At 50.9% G+C, this 19,035-nt stretch carries 16 protein-coding genes; all 16 read left to right on the plus strand.

Features of this window, described 5'->3' with window-relative positions; genetic code table 11:
- Positions 1-91: 91 nt before the first annotated feature.
- The 16 genes from AC0YNX_RS01175 (at position 92) to hemB (ending at position 19,024) form a co-directional block, all read left to right on the plus strand.
- On the plus strand, positions 92-1,048 hold the full coding sequence (locus AC0YNX_RS01175) for a hypothetical protein (protein WP_475813828.1): 957 nt from the start codon (positions 92-94) through the stop codon (positions 1,046-1,048).
- Between the two features lie 97 nt (positions 1,049-1,145).
- A complete protein-coding gene (gene tig, locus AC0YNX_RS01180; protein ID WP_475813829.1) occupies positions 1,146-2,441 on the plus strand; it encodes a trigger factor in 1,296 nt (431 codons plus the stop codon).
- A 196-nt stretch (positions 2,442-2,637) separates the two neighbouring features.
- A complete protein-coding gene (gene clpP / locus AC0YNX_RS01185) occupies positions 2,638-3,219 on the plus strand; it encodes an ATP-dependent Clp endopeptidase proteolytic subunit ClpP (RefSeq protein ID WP_475813830.1) in 582 nt (193 codons plus the stop codon).
- A 34-nt stretch (positions 3,220-3,253) separates the two neighbouring features.
- Positions 3,254-4,510, plus strand: a complete 1,257-nt coding sequence (clpX, locus tag AC0YNX_RS01190; RefSeq protein WP_475813831.1) for an ATP-dependent protease ATP-binding subunit ClpX — start codon at positions 3,254-3,256, stop codon at positions 4,508-4,510.
- Between the two features lie 200 nt (positions 4,511-4,710).
- Positions 4,711-5,832 carry a flavodoxin-dependent (E)-4-hydroxy-3-methylbut-2-enyl-diphosphate synthase gene (gene ispG / locus AC0YNX_RS01195; RefSeq protein ID WP_475813832.1) on the plus strand — a complete coding sequence of 374 codons (1,122 nt, stop codon included), beginning with the start codon at positions 4,711-4,713 and terminating at the stop codon, positions 5,830-5,832.
- 142 nt (positions 5,833-5,974) lie between these two features.
- On the plus strand, positions 5,975-7,684 hold the full coding sequence (gene lonB / locus AC0YNX_RS01200) for an ATP-dependent protease LonB (protein ID WP_475813833.1): 1,710 nt from the start codon (positions 5,975-5,977) through the stop codon (positions 7,682-7,684).
- Positions 7,685-7,773: 89 nt separating this feature from the next.
- Positions 7,774-10,128, plus strand: coding sequence for an endopeptidase La (lon, locus tag AC0YNX_RS01205; protein WP_475813834.1), 2,355 nt, complete (start codon positions 7,774-7,776; stop codon positions 10,126-10,128).
- Between the two features lie 18 nt (positions 10,129-10,146).
- A complete protein-coding gene (gene yihA, locus AC0YNX_RS01210) occupies positions 10,147-10,788 on the plus strand; it encodes a ribosome biogenesis GTP-binding protein YihA/YsxC (protein WP_475813835.1) in 642 nt (213 codons plus the stop codon).
- A gap of 166 nt (positions 10,789-10,954) precedes the next feature.
- Positions 10,955-11,545, plus strand: a complete 591-nt coding sequence (locus AC0YNX_RS01215) for a non-ribosomal peptide synthetase module (RefSeq protein ID WP_475813836.1) — start codon at positions 10,955-10,957, stop codon at positions 11,543-11,545.
- A 332-nt stretch (positions 11,546-11,877) separates the two neighbouring features.
- Positions 11,878-12,276: an adenosylmethionine decarboxylase gene (gene speD, locus AC0YNX_RS01220; RefSeq protein ID WP_090572841.1), complete on the plus strand. Its 399-nt coding sequence runs from the start codon at positions 11,878-11,880 to the stop codon at positions 12,274-12,276.
- A gap of 279 nt (positions 12,277-12,555) precedes the next feature.
- Positions 12,556-13,944, plus strand: a complete 1,389-nt coding sequence (hemA, locus tag AC0YNX_RS01225) for a glutamyl-tRNA reductase (RefSeq protein WP_475813837.1) — start codon at positions 12,556-12,558, stop codon at positions 13,942-13,944.
- A 26-nt stretch (positions 13,945-13,970) separates the two neighbouring features.
- Positions 13,971-14,789, plus strand: coding sequence for a cytochrome C assembly family protein (locus AC0YNX_RS01230; RefSeq protein WP_475813838.1), 819 nt, complete (start codon positions 13,971-13,973; stop codon positions 14,787-14,789).
- A 51-nt stretch (positions 14,790-14,840) separates the two neighbouring features.
- Positions 14,841-15,491, plus strand: a complete 651-nt coding sequence (locus AC0YNX_RS01235) for a precorrin-2 dehydrogenase/sirohydrochlorin ferrochelatase family protein (RefSeq protein WP_475813839.1) — start codon at positions 14,841-14,843, stop codon at positions 15,489-15,491.
- A 1-nt stretch (position 15,492) separates the two neighbouring features.
- The gene (hemC, locus tag AC0YNX_RS01240) at positions 15,493-16,458 is read left to right on the plus strand and encodes a hydroxymethylbilane synthase (RefSeq protein ID WP_475813840.1); all 966 of its coding nucleotides are present in this window, start codon (positions 15,493-15,495) and stop codon (positions 16,456-16,458) included.
- 6 nt (positions 16,459-16,464) lie between these two features.
- Positions 16,465-18,027: a uroporphyrinogen-III C-methyltransferase gene (cobA, locus tag AC0YNX_RS01245; RefSeq protein ID WP_475813841.1), complete on the plus strand. Its 1,563-nt coding sequence runs from the start codon at positions 16,465-16,467 to the stop codon at positions 18,025-18,027.
- A 1-nt stretch (position 18,028) separates the two neighbouring features.
- The gene (gene hemB, locus AC0YNX_RS01250; protein WP_475813842.1) at positions 18,029-19,024 is read left to right on the plus strand and encodes a porphobilinogen synthase; all 996 of its coding nucleotides are present in this window, start codon (positions 18,029-18,031) and stop codon (positions 19,022-19,024) included.
- Positions 19,025-19,035: the final 11 nt, after the last annotated feature.

The following is a 19,035-nucleotide window of genomic DNA, read 5'->3' on the forward strand; positions in this document are numbered from 1 at the left end:
TGACGCGGCTTGCCGGCGCTGTAGAAAGTCCGGCTGCCGATCAAATGGAAATAAACAGAAAGGGGTGATATAATCAGTCTCGAACAAGGCGGTGATTTTTATTACAACTCCCACGAATACGCAAGGTGACAACAAAGAGAACGTGTATCTGTTTCCCAATATGCTCGATCAATATCAGAATCAGCTGACGCGCATGCTTGAGTCCGAGCGATACGGCGAAGCGAAGGAACTGCTGCGTTTCCTGCTGAATTGCCAAGGGGAAGAGAAGCGTCATTATGAGGAATGGAGCAATCTCTTAACGTGGCTGGATGTTGCTTTTCCTAGCCATGAAACGAACGGTAATGGTATACATACGCTTGCAGATGGAAGCGACGAAGACCTGGATGAAGATACGCTGCGGCGAGATGTCTTGAGCTCGGGCAATTACGATGAAGCCTTCGTGCAGCAGGTGCTCTACATCATGCAGCATCATCCAGTGGCGGATCAGCAAATTCTCGCGCTCGAGCGCGCCGCTTATTTGCAGCATCCGCTTGTGGAGCAGACAATTGTATCTTGGCTGACAAGCACTGAGGTCCATCCGGCGCTGCAGTTCAAGGCGCTGCAATCGCTGAAGAAGCTGGGCACAGCAGGGCTGATTCAGCTCGACCGGCTCGGCGAAACGGTAGAGCTTGACATCGAAGCAACACCGCTTTCGATGGATGATTTTCCACCTGTGGTTATAAGAGTCGTAGAACGGGTAGAATCCGTAACAGAAGTCATGGACGCATCGCTGCCTCATTTTGCCCGAGAGCTGTGGAAAGAGTGTCTGCAATGCCTGTATGGCACAGCAGCCTATACGCGCTTGCTGAATGACGACGATGAGACAGTGGATTCCTATTCTGCGGCGCTCCATCAAGTGCTTGAACTGTCATTATATGGCAGAGTGAACGACGATGACGTTAGGGACGCATACGGCATTACAGATGCGCTGCGCTTCAGGTACGAGCAAGCTTGCCGATCGTTGCGCCAAATTGTACAATTTAAAAACGAGCACGGCAGCCAGTCTTGATCTTACTCCGATTGTTGAGTATAATAGAATGGTTTATTACGGTGAAACATCTGACACAGAATAATGTGTTATTTAATTTTGGAGGGGAAAGCATAACATGACAGCAACTTGGGAAAAAATAGACAAGAATCTTGTCTCCATCAACGCAGAAGTTGAAGTTGGACAAGTTACCGAAGCAATTGACAAAGCATTCAAGAAAGTGGTTCAAAAAGTAAACGTGCCAGGCTTCCGTAAAGGTAAAGTACCTCGCGCAATCTTCGAATCCCGTTTCGGCGTGGAAAGCCTGTATCAAGATGCGATCGACATCCTGCTTCCTGACGCTTATGCAGCAGCAGTGAAAGAAACTGGCGTATTCCCAGTTGACCGCCCTGACATCGACATTCAACAATTCGGCAAAGGTCAAACATTCAAGTTCATAGCGAAAGTAACTGTGAAACCTGAAGTTGAGCTTGGCGAGTACAAAGGTCTTGAAGTACCTGCAGTAAACGCAGAAGTTACTGAAGAAGAAATCGCAGCTGAACTGAACCGTCTGCAACAGCGTCATGCTGAGCTTACTGTTATCGAAGAAGGCGCTGCAGAGAACGGCGATACTGCAGTCATCGACTTCGACGGTTATGTAGACGGCGAAGCATTCGAAGGCGGCAAAGCTGAGCATCACTCCCTGGAGCTTGGTTCCGGCCAATTCATCCCAGGCTTTGAAGAGCAAGTAATCGGCATGGCAACTGGTGACTTCAAGGATGTTGAAGTATCGTTCCCAGAGACTTACCATGCAGAGCACCTTGCTGGCAAGCCGGCAGTATTCAAAGTGAAAGTACACGAAATCAAGCGCAAGAACCTTCCGGCTCTTGACGATGAGTTCGCGAAAGACGTTAGCGAATTCGATACGCTTGAAGAGTACAAGCAAGATCTGCAAGCGAAACTTGCTGATCGCAAAGTGAAAGAGAACGAAGCGGCTCGTGAAACAGCGGTAGTAGACAAAGTGGCTGAAGCTGCTGTAGTCGAAATCCCTGAAGCAATGATCGAATCCGAAACAACTTACATGCTGCGTGATTTCGAGAACCGTCTTCGCATGCAAGGCATGAACCTGGAACTGTACTACCAGTTCTCCGGTCAAGACGAAGCAGCACTTCGCGGTCAAATGCGCAGTGACGCTGAGAAACGCGTTCGCAACAACCTTGTTCTGGAGCAAATCGCGAAAGCTGAAGGCATCACTTCCGGCGAAGAAGATTTGAACGAAGAGCTTGAGAAGCTGTCGACACAATACGGTCGCTCGGCAGAAGAGCTTCGCTCGATCTTTGAGTCGAACGGCAACCTCGACAACATCAAAGAAGATCTCGTACTTCGCAAAACAATCAAGTTCCTGCTTGAGAACAGCAAGACAGCTGTAGCTTAATAATGAATGAACCGATAAGGCACGTACATACGTGCCTTATTTTATCCTAACGCAGCTTTTTGGCATGCGATGGGAGCCAGAGAAATACATATGTAGTTACCCGGTGCTATACCATACTTAGAAAAATGACATTGCTTCCGTAACATGTTAAAATGATGAGGGTAAGACGAATCGATAATGAAAGAAGGTTGGTCGCATGAATCTGGTGCCTATGGTCGTTGAGCAAACGAATCGGGGAGAGCGTTCTTACGATATATACTCCCGCTTATTGAAGGATCGGATTATTTTTCTAGGAAGTGCGATCGACGACGATGTTGCCAATGCCGTCATCGCGCAGCTGCTGTTCCTTGCAGCCGATGATCCGGAGAAGGACATTCATCTGTACATTAACTCACCGGGCGGTTCCGTAACCGCGGGTATGGGTATTTATGATACGATGCAGTTTATTAAGCCGGATGTATCGACGATCTGTGTCGGTCTAGCTGCAAGCATGGGTTCGCTGCTACTTACGGCAGGAGCGAAAGGTAAGCGCTTCGCGCTTCCAAACGCCGAAGTTATGATTCACCAGCCTCTTGGAGGCGTACGTGGCCAAGCATCCGATATTAAGATCCATGCAGATTGGATCTTGAAGACGAAGCAGAAGCTGAACCAAATATATGTGGATCGCACAGGCCAGACTTATGAACGTATCGATCGCGACACAGATCGTGATAACTTCATGAGCGCGGAAGAGGCGTTGAACTACGGCTTGATTGATAAAGTCGTCACGTCTTTGTAATTTACAGCGAACCAACAAGAAGGGGTGAAAACTCATGTTTAAATTCAACGACGAGAAAGGCCAGCTGAAATGTTCGTTCTGTGGCAAGTCGCAGGATCAAGTGCGTAAGCTTGTTGCCGGACCTGGCGTCTATATATGCGATGAATGTATCGAGCTATGTACGGAAATCGTTGAGGAGGAGCTCGGTCACGAAGAAGAGCTTGACCTGAAGGACATTCCGAAACCGCGTGATATCCGCGCGATTCTCGATCAATACGTTATCGGCCAAGAGCAAGCGAAGAAGTCGCTGTCTGTAGCGGTATATAACCACTACAAGCGCGTGAATTCGCAGAACAAGCTTGAGGACGTTGAGTTGCAGAAGTCGAACATCTTGCTCGTAGGCCCTACAGGTTCGGGTAAGACGCTTCTTGCACAGACAATGGCGAAGATTCTGAACGTACCGTTTGCGATTGCGGATGCAACTTCGCTTACAGAAGCCGGCTATGTCGGTGAAGACGTTGAGAATATTTTGCTCAAGCTGATCCAAGCAGCTGACTACGATGTGGAGAAAGCTGAACGCGGCATTATCTACATCGACGAAATCGATAAAGTAGCGCGCAAATCCGAGAATCCGTCGATTACACGCGACGTATCCGGTGAAGGCGTACAGCAAGCGCTTCTGAAGATTCTTGAAGGCACGGTCGCTTCCGTTCCACCGCAAGGCGGACGCAAACACCCGCATCAAGAATTTATCCAGATTGACACGACGAACATTCTGTTCATCTGCGGCGGCGCATTTGACGGACTGGAACAGCTTATTAAGCGCCGGATTGGTAAGAAAGTAATCGGCTTTAATACGGCTGGCGACGGTCAGAAGGATCTGAAAGCGGGCGAATACTTGTCGATGGTATTGCCGGAAGACTTGCTCAAATTCGGTTTGATTCCTGAATTTGTCGGTCGTTTGCCGGTTATCTCGACGCTTGAGCCGCTTGATGAGAGCGCGCTTGTACGTATCCTCTCCGAGCCGAAGAATGCGCTTGTGAAGCAGTATCAGAAGCTGCTTGAGATGGATAACGTGAAGCTCGAATTCGAAGCTGGAGCGCTTGATGCCATCGCGAAAGAAGCGATTAAGCGTAACACTGGAGCCCGCGGCTTGCGTGCGATCATCGAAGGACTCATGCTCGATGTGATGTATGAAGTGCCTTCGCGTGACGATGTAAGCAGCTGCACCATTACCGAGAAGGTCGTTCAAGACCGGATCATGCCGGAGCTTGTTTCCAAGAAGGGCAAGAAGAAGGAAGAAAGCGCCTGATCCAATAAATAACACCTCAAATGTTTCCACCTCTGTAGTCGCCTGCCATTCGCGGGCGACCCGCAGAGGTGGACTTTGACGTTTAAATATAAGAAAGTATAAGATTTACTTTATACTAGGCTTATATTTCACTGTGAAACGTTAGCTTTGCCGCCTTAGGACGGCGACAGCCGTTTACACTTGATGGGAGAGGTTATCTGATGTATTTGCGTAAGGATACGGTGCCGGTCAAGGTCGGACCGCTCACAATTGGCGGCAGCGATGAAGTCATTATTCAAAGTATGTGTACGACCAAGACAGCAGATGTTGAAGCGACTGTCGCTGAGATTTTGCGCTTGGAAGAGGCGGGCTGCCAAGTTGTCCGGGTAACGGTCAATAACAAGGAAGCTGCCGAGGCGATCAAGGAAATTAAGAAACGCATTCATATTCCGCTCGTTGCGGACATTCATTTTGATTATCGTTTGGCACTGGCTGCAATTGAGAACGGCGTCGATAAAGTGCGGATTAATCCGGGCAATATCGGCCGCCGGGAGAAAGTCGAAGCGGTCGTCAAGGCTTGTAAAGAGAAGAACATTCCGATTCGGATCGGTGTAAATGCCGGCTCGTTGGAGAACCACCTGCTCGAGAAGTATGGCTATCCTACGCCGGAGGCGATGGTTGAGAGCGCCTTGTTCCATATTGGCATTCTCGAAGAGCTCGACTTCCACGACATTATTGTGTCGCTCAAGGCATCCGATGTGCCGATGGCAATCGAAGCGTACCGGATGGCAGCAGAAGTGATTCGATATCCGCTGCACCTCGGCATTACGGAAGCGGGCACGCTTCATACCGGCACAATCAAGAGCTCCGCTGGTATCGGTGCTTTGCTGGCGATGGGCATCGGCAACACGGTGCGGATCAGTCTGAGTGCCGACCCTGTTGAAGAAGTGAAAGTCGCGCGCGAGCTGCTGAAGACATTCGGTCTGATTACGAATGCAGCGACGCTCGTCTCTTGCCCAACATGCGGACGCCTTGATATTGATCTGTTCTCGATTGCTAATGAGGTTGAAGAGTATATTAGCAAGATTAAAGTGCCGATTAAAGTATCCGTGCTTGGCTGTGCCGTTAACGGTCCAGGAGAGGCGCGTGAGGCGGATATTGGCATCGCGGGAGCTCGCGGCGAAGGAATGCTGTTCCGATACGGGGAGATGATCCGTAAGGTGCCTGAGGCTGAGCTACTCTCCGAGCTGAAGAAGGAAATTGACGAGATCGTGCGTGTGTTCGAAGCAACGGGAGAAATTCCGGGGCGAAAGCACCTGCCTGGTCCACAAGTAACGGCATAAGCAGTAAACTTTACGTGAATAGCGCGATTATTCCATCCGGCGGGGGGCAATACTGAACAGTATGAGCCCCATACAGCCGGATTTTTTATTGGGGGAAGCGGCGAGAGCGCCGTTTCTTTCTTTTTAGAGAGGAGTAATCGTTATGAGCAACTTAAGTTTGATTCTGATGTTTATTCAAGTGTTTTTTGCTATTGTTATCGGTTTGTATTTCTGGAACCTATTGCGTAACCAGAAGACGAACCGGACGGCGGTTGACCGCGAATCACGCAAGGAGATGGATAAGCTGCGTAAGCTGCGTTCCGTATCTCTCACCAAGCCGTTGTCGGAGAAGACGAGACCTCAGACGATTAACGATATCGTCGGGCAAAGGGACGGACTGCGAGCGCTGAAGGCGGCAATGTGCAGTGCGAATCCGCAGCACGTTATTATTTATGGTCCGCCAGGCGTTGGTAAGACAGCGGCTGCGCGTGTCGTGTTGGAAGAAGCGAAGAAGAATCCATCGTCGCCTTTTCTGCAGGAAGCAAAGTTTACGGAGATTGATGCGACGACCGCTCGCTTTGACGAGCGCGGTATCGCAGATCCGCTCATCGGATCGGTACATGACCCGATCTATCAAGGGGCTGGCGCCATGGGGGTTGCAGGCATTCCGCAGCCGAAACCGGGCGCTGTAACGAAGGCGCATGGCGGCATGTTGTTTATTGATGAAATTGGTGAATTGCATCCGATTCAGATGAATAAATTGTTAAAAGTACTTGAAGACCGCAAAGTCTACCTCGAGAGCGCCTATTACAACTCCGAGGATAACAGTATTCCGATGTACATCCATGATATTTTTCAGAATGGGCTTCCGGCTGACTTCCGGCTCGTAGGCGCGACAACGCGTTCGCCGCAGGAGCTTCCGCCTGCACTGCGGTCCAGGTGCATGGAAATTTACTTCCGTCCGTTGCTGCCGGATGAAATCTCGCAAATTGCCGTTAATGCACTGAAGAAGATTGGCTTGCCTCCATCACAGGAAGCAATTGACGTGATTACTCGCTACGCGACGAACGGGCGCGAAGCCGTCAATATTATTCAACTGGCTGCAGGACTAGCGTTGTCTGAGAAGCGCGATACAATCTCGGCAGCGGATATCGAATGGGTCGTCAACAGCAGCCAGATCCCGCCTCGTCCGGACCGTAAAGTGCCAGCTGCGCCTCAAATCGGCTTTGTAAACGGACTGGCTGTATATGGCCCGAATATGGGCACGCTGCTTGAGATTGAAGTAAGCGCGATTGGAGCAAGAGCAGGCAAAGGGGTATATACAATTACGGGTGTCGTCGATGAAGAAGAGCTTGGCGGAGGCAGCAGCAGGACGCTTCGCCGCAAGAGCATGGCGAAGGGCTCGATTGAAAATGTACTCACCGTGCTGCGCCGGATGGGCATGAAGCCGGAAAACTACGATTTGCATATTAATTTTCCTGGCGGTACGCCGATTGACGGTCCTTCTGCAGGCATTGCGATGGCGACTGCAATCGCTTCGGCTATCAGAGGCGTTCCCATTAGCCATAAGCTTGCAATGACAGGCGAGATGGGGATTCACGGCAATGTGAAGCCGGTAGGCGGCGTGCTAGCCAAGGTGGAAGCGGCATTCCAAGCGGGAGCGGATACAGTTATCATTCCGCGGGAGAACTGGCAGGCGATCTTTGCAGACCTGCAAGGGGTGCAAGTGATTCCGGTTGACCATGTTGAAGAAGTGTTCAAGCATGTATTTGGGGTAGAGGAATCGCATGTTCCGGCTGCAATTCCGGCGCCGGCTGCGGATGTTTTTATCGCGGGCAGCCTCCCCTATTTGCAGGCGGATTCCGCTCAGTGATAAAATGGATAAAAGCTCTAAGACTTTAGGTCGATTCACACCTGGCCTGTAAAGTTCGAGAGGTAAGCTTCTAAGACGGAGGTGCTGGAATGGGACCTGCTAAATGGAAAGGTCGTCGCTTGCCCCTGCTGCCGCTACGGGGGCTGCTTGTATACCCCAGCATGGTGCTGCATTTAGATGTGGGCAGGGAAAAATCAGTACGCGCGCTTGATCGCGCAATGCTGGACGATCATATGATTCTGTTATGTTCGCAGTCCGAAGTGAATATTGAGGAGCCGACACAGGAAGATATTTTCCGTGTGGGCACGGTAGCGCGGGTACGACAGATGCTCAAGCTGCCAAACGGTACGATCCGCGTGCTTGTAGAGGGCGTCGTTCGTGCCGAGATCGTCGATTATGTGCCGAATGAAGAGTTCTACGAAGTGTCGATCAAGGAACTGCCAGAATCGGAGTCGACCGATCCGGAGATTGATGCGCTCATGCGGACTGTACTGAACCAGTTCGAGCATTATATCAACTTGTCGAAGAAGGTAACGCCGGAGACGCTTGCGGCCGTATCTGACATTGATGAGCCAGGACGGCTTGCCGATGTCATCTCTAGTCATCTGTCGCTCAAGATTAAGGATAAGCAGGATATCCTTGAGACGATTGATGTGCGTGAGCGGCTGGAGCGCCTGCTCGACATTCTGAACAATGAACGCGAAGTGCTTGAGCTCGAACGCAAAATCAGCCAGCGCGTCAAGAAGCAGATGGAGAAGACGCAGAAGGAATACTATTTGCGCGAGCAGATGAAGGCGATTCAGAAGGAGCTTGGCGAGAAAGAAGGCCGTGCAGGCGAAGCGGAAGAGCTTCGGACGCAGATGGCCGAATCCGGCATTCCGGAGAAAGTGAAGGAGAAGGTCGAGAAGGAAATCGACCGGCTCGAGAAGATGCCATCGACTTCGGCAGAAGGCGGTGTCATCCGCAATTATATTGATTGGCTACTCTCCTTGCCTTGGAACAAGAGGACCGAAGATGACCTCGACGTGAACCGGGCGGAAGGCATCTTGAATGAAGATCATTATGGATTGGAGAAACCGAAGGAGCGCGTGCTTGAGTATCTGGCGGTCCAACAGCTGGTGAAGAAGCTGAAAGGCCCGATTCTCTGCTTGGTTGGCCCTCCCGGTGTCGGTAAAACCTCCATTGCTCGCTCCATTGCAAAGTCGCTGAATCGCGAATTCGTTCGCATCTCGCTCGGCGGCGTAAGGGATGAAGCTGAGATTCGCGGTCATCGCCGTACATACGTCGGCGCAATGCCGGGTCGTATTATTCAAGGCATGAAGTCGGCGGGCTCGCTCAATCCGGTATTCCTGCTGGATGAGATTGATAAGATGGCGATGGACTTCCGCGGCGATCCGGCGTCGGCTCTGCTCGAAGTGCTTGATCCGGAGCAGAACAGCACGTTCAGCGACCATTTCATCGAAGTTCCGTTTGATCTGTCGAATGTCATGTTCGTGACGACGGCGAATGCGATTCATAATATTCCGAGACCGCTGCTTGACCGGATGGAAGTACTCTATATTCCAGGCTATACCGAGCTTGAGAAGCAGCAGATCGCTAACCGATATTTGCTGCCGAAGCAGAAACGCGAGCACGGCCTAACGGATGAGCAGCTGATGATTGGCGAAGACAGCCTATTGCAAGTCATCCGTGAGTATACGCGGGAATCCGGCGTTCGGAACTTGGAGCAGCAGATCGCAGCGATTTGCCGTAAAGCAGCGAAGGCGATCGTAACCGAGACGGATACGAAGTTGATCGAGGTCGATGCTGCGAAAGTGAAGGAATGGCTTGGACCAGCGAAGTTCCGCTATGGCATGGCGGAAGCGGAGGATCAGATCGGGGCGGTTACTGGCCTCGCCTGGACTGAGGTAGGCGGCGACACGCTTGTCATCGAGGTGACCGTGCTGCCAGGCAGCGGCAAGCTGACGTTAACCGGCAAGCTCGGCGACGTTATGAAGGAGTCTGCACAGGCAGCGTTCAGCTATACGCGTTCACGTGCAGAGGAGCTCGGAATCGATCCGAAATTCCATGAGAAGAACGATATTCATATTCATATTCCGGAAGGCGCGATTCCGAAGGACGGTCCGTCCGCAGGCATCACAATGGCGACGGCGCTAATCTCAGCCTTAACCAATCGATATGTGAATAAAGAAGTCGCGATGACCGGCGAGATTACGCTTCGCGGGCGCGTGCTTCCGATTGGCGGGCTGAAGGAGAAATCGCTCGCGGCGCACCGCGCTGGGATTCGGAAAGTGCTAATGCCGAAGGAGAATGAGCGTGATCTGCGCGACATCCCGGACAGCGTAAAGGACGATCTGGAGTTTATCCCTGTCAGCTCCATGGACGAAGTGCTTAGACACGCGCTTCATGCAGCGAAGGCAGAGTCGCCGGTGGAAACGCATTAAGAAAGCAGGTTACTTAAAGTGAAAATTACTAACGTAGAATTCGTCATCAGTGCCGTAAGACCCGATCAATACCCTGTGGATGCCTTGCCGGAGTTCGCTCTGGCAGGGCGTTCCAATGTCGGCAAATCATCGCTTATTAATAAGATGATCAACCGCAAGGGGCTGGCGCGAACGAGCGCGCAGCCGGGCAAGACGCAGCAGCTCAACTACTACCGTGTGAACGAAAGCGTCTATCTTGTCGATTTTCCAGGCTACGGCTATGCAAAAGTATCCAAGGTACAGCGTCAACAATTCGGAACAATGATCGAGACGTTCTTGAACGACCGCGAGCCGCTTCGCATGGTGCTGCTCATCATTGATATCCGGCATGAGCCGTCGAAGGACGACATTCTCATGTACGATTGGCTGAAGCATTACGAAATTCCCGTTTGCGTTGTAACGACGAAGGCGGACAAGATCCCGAAGAGCAAGTGGGATAAGCATGTGAAGATGATTAAGACTGCGCTCAGCTTCCATCCTGCTGACCGGCATGTGCTCTTCTCCTCAGAGACAGGCCTTGGCCGCGATGAGCTTTGGGAATTGATCAATGAAACCATTGAGGAAACGAAAGCAGAAGCGGAAGAAGCGGAAGAAACAGCAGAAGTTTCACTCGAAAAGTGAGGATAACGCATAAAAGCGGTGACTCTTCGTAAAATCTCCATGATTATTCAGAAATATGCGAGAATATCGCGGCTGGCCGACAGGAATAAAGCTTTTCGATCAGGTATAATATAGGTAAGCAAGAAGATTTACAAATGCGTTACTTTAAAGAATTGAGGAGATTTTTATGGCTCAGCGGATAGCCACAGAATATGTCAATGCTTCTCTGCAATTAACGGCTGAAGAGATGGCGGGATTTGTCCGGTTTTTTGAAGACCAGCACATTAAACAACAGGTGCGGGTACTGGAAAACGGCAATCACGAGGTGGTTCTCGAAGACGACGCAGGACAAGAAGAAGTCCGCCTTACATTCGAGCGTGAGAATGATCAATTCGTATGTGCACTCACATGCCGCATCATGCATCCGAAACTAACGAACGCTATGCGCAAAGCGGTATCCGTATTCCGCGGCGATGCAACTGTAAACCGCATTTATCCGAACTATACGATGACCTATCATTATACCGAAGGCACCGTTCGCAAAATTGTCGAAATTCGCGGCGGTGAATCAAGAGTCGTCTTTGAATTCAAAGACACGGTTGGCCAGCTCGAAGCAGCGTTTCGCATTATGGACGTTGAGCAAGAGATTGAAGTCGTACGCGGTGCGATTAACCAGTTGCTTGATTTGCGAAATCAATGCAAAGACAAAGAGCAAATTGCTATTATCGATGAGCGTTTAGCCCAGCATTCCCGTAATTTGTTTAAGCTAGAAGCTTAATAATTCAACAATATAAGTGTGAAAGAGCCGCAGAAATGCGGCTTTTTTTATTGCGAATGGACGAGCGAGGGCGCACACCAACGATTCAATTCAAACATACGTTGAAAAGTGGAATTTTCGCAGCATGGTCCAATAAATTTATGCCAAAAAAAACTGTTGCATTTCTGGGCGATAGATGTTATTTTTATTTTCGTTGCAATGACAATTAGGAACCAGGATTCACTCAGGACATGGTAATGTTGCGAGCGGAAAGTCCCTCGGGCAGTGAATGACGTAGGTCCTAGCGGATGAAATTACAAAACATTTTATTCCTAGGAAGGGGGAACCGAGAGATGGAATACTCAACTTTCGGAAGACACGTTGCTGTTGATACTTGGGGTGTAGATTTTGACAAGCTCAACAACGCGGAATTTTTACAAGCCCAAATGGTAGAAGCTGCGGAAGCATGCGGTGCCACCGTACTTTCGGTGCAGGCACAACAATTTGAACCACAAGGTGCAACTGTGCTCGTATTGCTGTCGGAGAGTCATCTTTCCATTCACACGTATCCTGAGAGAGGGTTCGCTGCTCTTGATTGTTATACATGTGGAGAAACAGTTGATCCGCAACTCGCGATCGACTACATGATGTCTGTATTGAAACCAAAAGTAATGCACGCTAAGAAGCTTGTTCGCGGTATGGGTGAGCTACAAGTGGTTGAAGCTGACATGAAGCAAGTTGAGCTTGTGTAGCATTATTATTTAAATAAGCAGTCCAACAAATACTTTCTTTTATTCGCTTAGCGGCGATTAGAAGGAAGTATTTTTTCATTCAAGTTTCGAAATATGGATACAGATTCGGACGAATTTATATGATATGTTGGAGATGAAGGAAGCTGAAGTAAGGCTTCTGGGGTCCACGACTGAAACAAGTGTGATTTTCAAATAATTTTCATAATTGCAGGGGTATAGCTTGCCTTCCTGTGCTATACTAAATGATGAAAAATGATGTCGAAGGGCAGGTGAACGCGCATGCACATTATCGTGGTCGGGTTGAATTATCGGACAGCTCCCGTTGAAGTCAGGGAACGCTTTACATTCTCCGAGCGAGATTTGCCAGATGCTTTGAAGCAGCTGAAACAAACGAAGAGCATTATGGAATGTGTCATCGTAGCGACCTGTAACCGGACAGAGTTGTATGCTGTTGTTGATCGACCTACGCTTTGCGGTCATTACATTCGCACATTTATGGAGAAATGGTTTAATACGCCGAGACAGCAATTTACCTCGGACTTATATATGTATGAAGATGAAAAAGCGATCGATCATCTGTTCCGTGTTACGTGCGGTCTCGATTCCATGGTTATTGGGGAGACGCAAATTTTAGGTCAAATTAAGAGCGCGTTTGCGCTTGCGCAAGAATACAAGACAACAGGTACGCTGTTCAACTCGCTCTTCAAGCAAGCCGTTACGCTTGCGAAGAAGGCGCACTCCGATACGGCTATCGGTGAAGCAGCGGTATCTGTCAGCTATGCGGCTGTCGAGCTTGGCAAACGGATTTTCGGTCAATTTAGCGGGAAGACGATTATGATTGTTGGCGCCGGGAAGATGAGCGAGCTAACTGCGAAGCATCTATATGCGAACGGTGCTAGCCGCGTCTTTGTAGTAAACCGGACCTATGATCGTGCAGTGCAGCTTGCAGATAAGTTCAACGGAACGCCTCTCTCAATGGCAGACGCGATTGCGCGTTTGCACGAGACCGATATTGTGATTAGTTCCACAGGTTCTGACGGATACGTTATTATGCGTGAACAAGTGGCTGCAGCGATGCATAAGCGCAAGTCGCGTCCGCTGTTCATGATCGATATCGCAGTTCCGCGTGACCTCGATCCGGCGATTGCGTCGGTCGACAACGTATTCCTGTATGACATCGATGATCTTGAAGGGATCGTCGAGAGCAATATGGAGCAGCGCCGTGCTGAGGCTGCCAAGATTGATGTGCTTATCCAAGCAGAACTTGAAGCTTACCGCAGTTGGTATAAGACGCTAGGCGTTGCACCGCTCATTCGGGCGCTGCAGACCAAAGCCGCAGATATTCACTCCGAGACGATGGATAGCTTGGCGAACAAGCTGCCAGATCTTGGCGAGCGGGAACTTAAGATCATTCATAAGCTAACTAAGAGCATCGTGAACCAAATGATGCATGACCCTATCCTTCGCATTAAAGAGATGGCCGGCGAGAAGAAGGCTGACGAAGCGATGGACCTGTTCGTGAAATTATTCGCACTTGAAGAAACGCTAGAACAAACCGAGAACAAAGCAATGCAGCAGAAGGCTGCCGTGCCAAGCGAAGTCAAATCTGCTGCCAAAGATATGCTGCCTACGCTTGGCGCGGGCGCAATTGCGGCGATTACAAGATAAGTTGTTCAACGTTTGCGGAGGCGCATATGGTTACCCAAAACTGGTTATTTGATGGAATGCTGTACGTCTATGCCCTGAGCCTTCTGTTTTACTTCTCCGATTTCGCTAACCGAAATCGGCAAGCGAAACAATTGGGAACAGGGCTGCTTATTTTCGTCTGGGTGCTGCAGACTGGCTTCATCGTTCATCGAATTATTTCGCACCTGGACATGACTTTTATGTCATTGTTTGAATATTTGCTCCTCTTCTCTTGGCTGCTTATCACAGTTTCTTTGGTGATGAGCCGTTTTTTTCGAATGGAGCTTATCGTGTTATTCGTCAATGTCATCGGATTTGCCGTATTGACGATCAACTTATTCGGCATCAGCTCCGGCGCTTCCATGGAGAGGTGGGAGCTGGCGCATCATATGCTTATTCTTCACGTTATTCTGATGATTCTAGCGTATACGGCGTTTACGGTGAGCGCGATTTTCTCAGGAATGTACCTATTCTTGTTCAGAAGGCTGAAGGGTAAGCAGTGGACAAAGCAGATGCAGCGGATGCCGAGCCTCGATGCAGCGGATCGGTTCATGTTCCGGGTGTCGCTGATTGGTACGCCGCTGCTCATGCTGTCGCTTGCGGTAGCAGTAGCATCCATTCTGGTTGAAGGCCGTTACAGCTTGCTTCTTGATCCGAAAGTGCTGACATCGTTCGTAGCGCTTGCGCTCTATATTTGGAATGTGATGAAGCATCAATGGTTTGACGGCGCAGGACGGAAGTTTGCGAGATTCAATCTCATCAGCTACGCGGTTCTCCTGCTTAATGTATTTATGAATGAGGCTTCGAATTTTCATAGCTGGTCATAGGCGCAAGTAAGTTGGCGTCTGTGTCAGTGAAAGGAGCGCATCGCCGGGAAGATGAGCGATTATTATCCGATGATGGTGAAGCTTCAAGGACGGCGCTGCGTCGTCGTCGGCGGAGGCGCAGTTGCACAGCGTAAGGTTCGAGGCCTATTAGACGGCGGGGCAGACGAGGTTATCGTCATCGCGCCCCATATAACTGAAGAGCTGAAAGTGCTCGCGGATAGCGGGTGTATCGGCCTTGTGCAACGGGAATACAAAGAACAAGACCTGCACGGGGCTTTTCTTCTATTCGCAGCTACGGACTCGCGGGAAGTGAATAGGGCCATAGCCGCATATGGCGAGAGCCGCGGGGCGCTCGTGAATGTCGCTGATTCTGGTGAATCCGGTCACTTCATTACGCCATCTGCTATCAGACAAGGCGAACTGTTGATTACGGTGACGACAGGCGGAGCTAGTCCGGCGTTGACAAGCTTACTGAAGACACAGCTAGCGAAGCAGTATGGTGCAGATTACAAGGCAATTGTCGAGCGGCTTCGTCTGCTGCGTGAGCATGTGCAAGGTGAAGTGACTGACGAAAGAGCAAGGACGATCTTATTGCGCCGGGCAGCGGAAGAGTTTTCTGATCCTGGGATTGAATATGATCGCAATGAACCAATAGATGAGTGGATGAGCAGGCTGCAGCAGGCAGCCGAGAGGAGACAATAATATGCCTTATATCGTAGATGGACGCCGCGTGATCGTTGTCGGAACACGTCAAAGCGCACTTGCCTTAACGCAAACGGGCCAAGTCATTGATCAGCTGAAAGCCATTTGTGTGGAGCAAGGGCTTCCATATGATTTTGAAATTCGCAAAATTGTGACGAAGGGTGACCGCATTCTCGACGTAACGTTGTCCAAAGTCGGCGGTAAAGGTCTATTCGTGAAGGAAATCGAGCAGGCGCTGTTCGATCAAGAGATCGATCTTGCCGTTCACAGCATGAAGGATATGCCATACGAGCTGCCGGAAGGTCTTATGAACGGCGCTGTTCCGAAACGGGTCGATCCGCGTGATTGCTTGATCACAGCGAATGGCCAGTCGCTTGAAGAGTTGCCGCAAGGCGCTAAGGTGGGCACGAGCAGCCTGCGCCGCTCCAGCCAATTGAAGAATGCGCGCCCTGACTTGCAGATCGAGTCGATTCGCGGCAATATAGATTCCCGCATCAAGAAGCTCGAAACAGAAGGTTTTGATGCCATTGTGCTTGCAGCAGCAGGCTTGCACCGAATGAGCTGGGACGGGAAGATTTCGTCCTACCTCTCGGAAGAACTGTGCGTTCCGGCGGTTGGTCAAGGCGCACTCGGCATTGAGTGCCGCGAGGATGACGCGCAGGTGCGCGAGCTGCTTGCGCTGCTGAATGATCCGCAGACAGCGACTACTGTGTCAGCGGAGCGCAGCTTCCTTGGCGCGCTGAACGGCGGCTGCCAAATCCCGATTGGCGCGCACGCGACAATCGTTGGAGAAGCAGAGGGTGGCTCCGCACTGCTGGAACTGACGGGTATCGTTGGCTCTGCAGACGGCAGCGTGCTACTGAAAGAAACTTTGCAAGGAAATGATCCAGTTGCGCTCGGCATTGAAGTCGCAGAACTGCTTAAAGCAAGAGGAGCAGACCGTATATTAGCAGAAGTTAGGGGATGAGCGACTGTGCTACAGAGAAACGGCAAGGGGAAGGTCTATCTCGTAGGAGCGGGTCCTGGCGATCCAAAGCTCATCACGATTCGGGGAAGAGAATGTATAGCATCTTGTGATGTCATCGTCTATGATAGGCTCGCAAGTCCGCGGTTGTTGAAGTTTCTGAAGCCGGGAGCCGAGAAGATCTACGTCGGCAAGCTCCCGGATCGCCATACGATGAAACAAGAAGAGATTAATCAATTGCTTGTGGATCTCGCTTTGCAAGGGAAGATCGTTACTCGTCTGAAGGGCGGCGATCCAAGTGTCTTCGGACGCGTCGGCGAAGAGGCAGAGCTGCTGGTGAAGAATGACATCGAATTCGAGATCGTGCCTGGCATTACATCAGCGATCGCCGTTCCTGCTTATGCGGGCATCCCGGTTACGCATCGTGATTTGGCATCATCTTTCTCTATCATTACCGGGCATGAAAGTCCGGACAAGCTTGATCATTCCATTCATTGGGACAAAGTAACCCTTGCGACGGGCACACTGGTATTCCTGATGGGCGTTGCGAAAATCGGCTACATCGCAGAGCAGCTTATCAAGAATGGCAAGCCTGCGGATACGCCTGTGGCACTAATTCGCTGGGGCACGCGTGTGGAGCAGCGGACCGTAACAGGGACGCTTGAGACGATTGAAGCGATCGTGGAAGCGGCGGGCTTCAAGCCGCCAGCGGTCATCGTCGTCGGCGATGTTGTGCGCCAGCGCGAGAAGCTGATGTGGTACGAGCGCAAGCCGTTATTCGGCACGCGCGTGCTTGTGACTCGCGCGAGAGCGCAGAGCAGCGACCTTGTCGAGCAGATTGAGGAGCTTGGCGGCGAGCCATGCGAATTCCCGGTTATTGAGACAAGGGAGCCTGCAGGAGATGAGGCGGTGGCAGAGCTTACGGCTGCGCTGCAAGCTTCGGAGCAGTACGAGTGGCTCATGTTCACGAGCGTCAACGGTGTCGATTATTTCTTCAGCTGGCTGAGCAAGCTGCGCATTGATATTCGCCGGTTCCACCGCGCGCGCATTGCCGCGGTCGGCCCGAAGACGGCAGAAGCGCTGGAGAAGCGCGGCATGTTGGTCGATGTGCTGCCTGTAAAGTTCCAAGCAGAGGATCTGCTTGATAGCTTGTCCGAATATCTCATAGAAGGCCAGCGCGTACTTCTGCCTCGGGGCGATCTCGCTCGGGAAGTATTGCCGCGTGAGCTGAAGGCAAGAGGGCTTAAGCCTGTCGAGATCGACGTGTACGAAACGGTGCTTGCGGATGATCAAGACGAAGAGACGCTTGAGCTGCTCCAGACGGGCAAAGTGGATGTAATTACATTCGCAAGCTCCTCGACGGTAACGAATTTACTCGAAGTGCTGCGGCGTATGGGCGTAGAACAGCCTGTAGAGCTGCTGCAAGGCGTAGATATAGCATGTATCGGTCCTGTGACGGCGCAAACTGCTGCTGAGGCAGGTCTTAAAGTAACGATTCAGCCTGAAGAGGCTACGATAGACGGACTTATTGAGGCGATTGCTACGAATCGCAAGCTGAAGGGAGCATACTAACATGGCATTTCCAATTACGAGAAATCGCAGATTGCGCGGAAGCGCTGGATTACGCAGCTTGGTGCGCGAAACACAATTGACGGTGGATGATTTGATCTATCCGCTGTTCGTTACAGTCGGCACAGGGATCAAAGAAGAGATCGCTTCGATGCCGGGTGTCTATCATCTGTCGATGGATTTGCTCAAGCAAGAGATCGATAATGTAGTCGCTAGCGGTGTGAAAGCGATTCTGCTGTTCGGTGTTCCTGCAACGAAGGATGCGGTCGGCACATCGGCATACGATCATAATGGAATCGTGCAAGAGGCAACGCGTGCGATCAAAGAATGGGCGCCTCAGCTGCTCGTTGTTGCAGACACTTGCCTTTGCCAATTTACCGATCATGGCCATTGCGGCATGATCCACCACGATCCTCGTACAGGGAATGCGGTCGTAGACAACGATTCTTCGCTCGAGCTGCTCGTGAAGACAGCTGTCTCGCAAGCGGAAGCCGGCGCAGATATTATCGCGCCTTCCAACATGATGGATGGCTTCGTTAGCGCAATCCGTGAAGGATTGGATGCGGCAGGCTTTGAGTCCGTGCCAATAATGTCGTACTCCGTTAAATATGCCTCTGCATTCTATGGACCTTTCCGTGATGCGGCCCACTCCGCACCGCAGTTCGGCGATCGCAAGACCTATCAGATGGACCCGGCAAACGCACGTGAAGCGCTTCGCGAAGCAGAGGCGGACATCATCGAAGGCGCGGACATGCTGATGGTGAAGCCAGCGCTTGCTTATCTCGATGTTGTTCGGATGCTGAAGGAAACGTTTGACTTGCCGGTTGTTGCTTATAATGTTAGTGCGGAATATTCGATGGTGAAAGCTGCGGCTGCTAACGGCTGGATTGATGAGCGTGCGATTGTGCTGGAGACACTAACGGGCATGAAACGCGCGGGGGCGGATATCATTATTACATATCATGCGCTTGATGTGGCACGCTGGCTGCGCGGAGAATAATTAGGCATGGA

Source organism: Paenibacillus sp. J31R98 (assembly GCF_056269245.1).

Excerpts from the sequence above, each read along its gene's own strand:
- clpP (WP_475813830.1), top strand. The coding sequence starts at position 2,638 with ATGAATCTGGTGCCTATGGTCGTTGAGCAAACGAATCGGGGAGAGCGT.
- lonB (WP_475813833.1), top strand. The coding sequence starts at position 5,975 with ATGAGCAACTTAAGTTTGATTCTGATGTTTATTCAAGTGTTTTTTGCT.
- tig (WP_475813829.1), top strand. The coding sequence starts at position 1,146 with ATGACAGCAACTTGGGAAAAAATAGACAAGAATCTTGTCTCCATCAAC.
- clpX (WP_475813831.1), top strand. The coding sequence starts at position 3,254 with ATGTTTAAATTCAACGACGAGAAAGGCCAGCTGAAATGTTCGTTCTGT.
- ispG (WP_475813832.1), top strand. The coding sequence starts at position 4,711 with ATGTATTTGCGTAAGGATACGGTGCCGGTCAAGGTCGGACCGCTCACA.
- speD (WP_090572841.1), top strand. The coding sequence starts at position 11,878 with ATGGAATACTCAACTTTCGGAAGACACGTTGCTGTTGATACTTGGGGT.
- AC0YNX_RS01215 (WP_475813836.1), top strand. The coding sequence starts at position 10,955 with ATGGCTCAGCGGATAGCCACAGAATATGTCAATGCTTCTCTGCAATTA.
- hemA (WP_475813837.1), top strand. The coding sequence starts at position 12,556 with ATGCACATTATCGTGGTCGGGTTGAATTATCGGACAGCTCCCGTTGAA.
- AC0YNX_RS01235 (WP_475813839.1), top strand. The coding sequence starts at position 14,841 with ATGAGCGATTATTATCCGATGATGGTGAAGCTTCAAGGACGGCGCTGC.
- lon (WP_475813834.1), top strand. The coding sequence starts at position 7,774 with ATGGGACCTGCTAAATGGAAAGGTCGTCGCTTGCCCCTGCTGCCGCTA.
- hemB (WP_475813842.1), top strand. The coding sequence starts at position 18,029 with ATGGCATTTCCAATTACGAGAAATCGCAGATTGCGCGGAAGCGCTGGA.
- hemC (WP_475813840.1), top strand. The coding sequence starts at position 15,493 with ATGCCTTATATCGTAGATGGACGCCGCGTGATCGTTGTCGGAACACGT.
- AC0YNX_RS01230 (WP_475813838.1), top strand. The coding sequence starts at position 13,971 with ATGGTTACCCAAAACTGGTTATTTGATGGAATGCTGTACGTCTATGCC.